The organism is Arthrobacter cheniae, from assembly GCF_003602275.1.
In the GTDB taxonomy this organism is placed as follows: Bacteria; Actinomycetota; Actinomycetes; order Actinomycetales; family Micrococcaceae; genus Arthrobacter_D; species Arthrobacter_D cheniae.
The window spans coordinates 1-1,616 of the sequence record NZ_QZVT01000033.1; the positions used below are offsets into that span (position 1 = coordinate 1).

General features: G+C 64.6%; 2 protein-coding genes. One reads left to right on the top strand and one right to left on the bottom strand.

The window, feature by feature from the left end; genetic code table 11:
* Positions 1–1,307 (bottom strand): peroxidase family protein (locus D6T63_RS18820; RefSeq protein WP_220725992.1); only part of this gene is annotated, 1,307 nt, incomplete at its 3' end.
* Here D6T63_RS18820 and D6T63_RS19630 point away from each other — a divergent pair.
* Positions 1,306–1,616, top strand: a 311-nt coding sequence (locus D6T63_RS19630) for a hypothetical protein (RefSeq protein WP_220725993.1), incomplete at its 3' end; no start/stop codon positions are given. The genes D6T63_RS18820 and D6T63_RS19630 overlap by 2 nt on opposite strands.

A 1,616-nucleotide genomic window follows, 5' to 3' on the forward strand; every position in this document is an offset into this window, starting at 1 on the left:
AGGTGGTCTTCCGGTAGTTCCTCCTCGGGGAGCTCCTCTTCCGTCAAGTTTTCCTCCGTCTTGAAGGTTGCACCGCTCATCTTGAATAATTCCCCCATCCCGAAGGCGGGGTCGGCCGGCGTCCACCGGATCCGGGAATTCAGGTAGGAATCCGGGTCAAGGGACAACAGGCCCAGGATGACCTCGGCGATGATCCGCCCGCCGACCGGTCCCAGCTGGCGGCCGCCCTGCAGTTCCGCCTCCTTGAGGATGTAGAACCAGAGCGGTGCCTTGTTTCCCCATTCGGGTTCGTACAGGCCGAGCCTGGTATTAGGGATGGGAGGGACGCCGAGTGCCTTGGCGACGTCCTGCCCCGCAGGAAGACCCAGCTTGACCCCCCGCAGCAGGTTGCGGTGGGCGAGAGCATAGATGGCACCGTCGATGTGGCTCACTACCGTGGGGGGCAGGTTCGCGAGGGGGAAGGACAGTTGCGTGTCGAGGAGCCGGGTGGTGTTGCGGCCCATGGGCGGCTCGACACCCGGGATGTCGAAGAAGTAGCTCCAGTCGGCCCGCGCGTCGTACGGCAGGGGACGGGATCCGCGCAGGTCCTGCCCCGGAGGGCCGAACAGCGGGAAGGTGGTGTTGTCGTGCATTTCGTACTCGGCGCGAATCATGCTGTGCCCAAACCGGTAGGCGCAGACGGAAAACTCCAGCGGGATCATGGGCTTCTGGCGGTTCCCGGGCTTGTAGAACTTGTTGTCGACCTTGATGGTCCCGTGGGACTGGTGGAGCAGCATCGCCGTGACCAGCTCGGGCCCGACCATGCGGGGTAGGAAATCGTTGACGATTACCCACTGGTAGTGCCAGCGGACGAGCCTGCGTGCGTCGGCGAAGGAGTTACCGAGGCCGACGAAGTGGTTGTGCAGCTTCAGGAACGCCAGGTGCATCTGGGACACGATGAGGTTCTCATCGTTTCGCCCATCGCCGATGATCGCCGTTCCAGCGCCTGTGCGAGGGACGTCCGAGATCCCTTCGGCCGTGGTTGCGACCAGGAGCAGGGCTGGGTCCTTCGGGTCGTAGAGCTGCGGGTCCTCCGCCTGCCCGCGGCCGTAGACGGAGCTGAGGTCGAAGAACGGGGTGTTGAAGTTTTTAAGGGCCAGGGGGTCGGCCTTCTGCAGGGACAGAGGCGTGATGTCGTGCGTGATGTCGTGGTCCATGAACTGGCCGAGGTAGGTGTACCCGGCCGGCATCTCGGCGTTGTCGAAACCGTCCTCGCTCGAAGAGACATCGGCCAGTGGCTGTCGTGGGTCGATCATCCGCTGGGCCATGACGGCCAGGAGAGCCTCCGACGGGGCGAAGGGCTGCAGGGAGGGGAACATCAAACCGAAACGGCCCTGCTGGCTACGCATCTTCAGCGCAACCTCCGCACCCCGCGGATTACCAACTCCATGGCCCGTTGCCGGCCCAAGGACGGCCGGTTTCACGACCTGCGAAGGCACCTTCAGAGCCGGAGCGGCGGAAGCACTCCGGGTCCCCATCGGCAGCACGGACAGCAGGCCTGCTGACGCGGCAGAGAACATCGCACCCCTGCGCGACAACCCCGACGGCTTGTCCGATGACGACGACGTCCGCTCAAC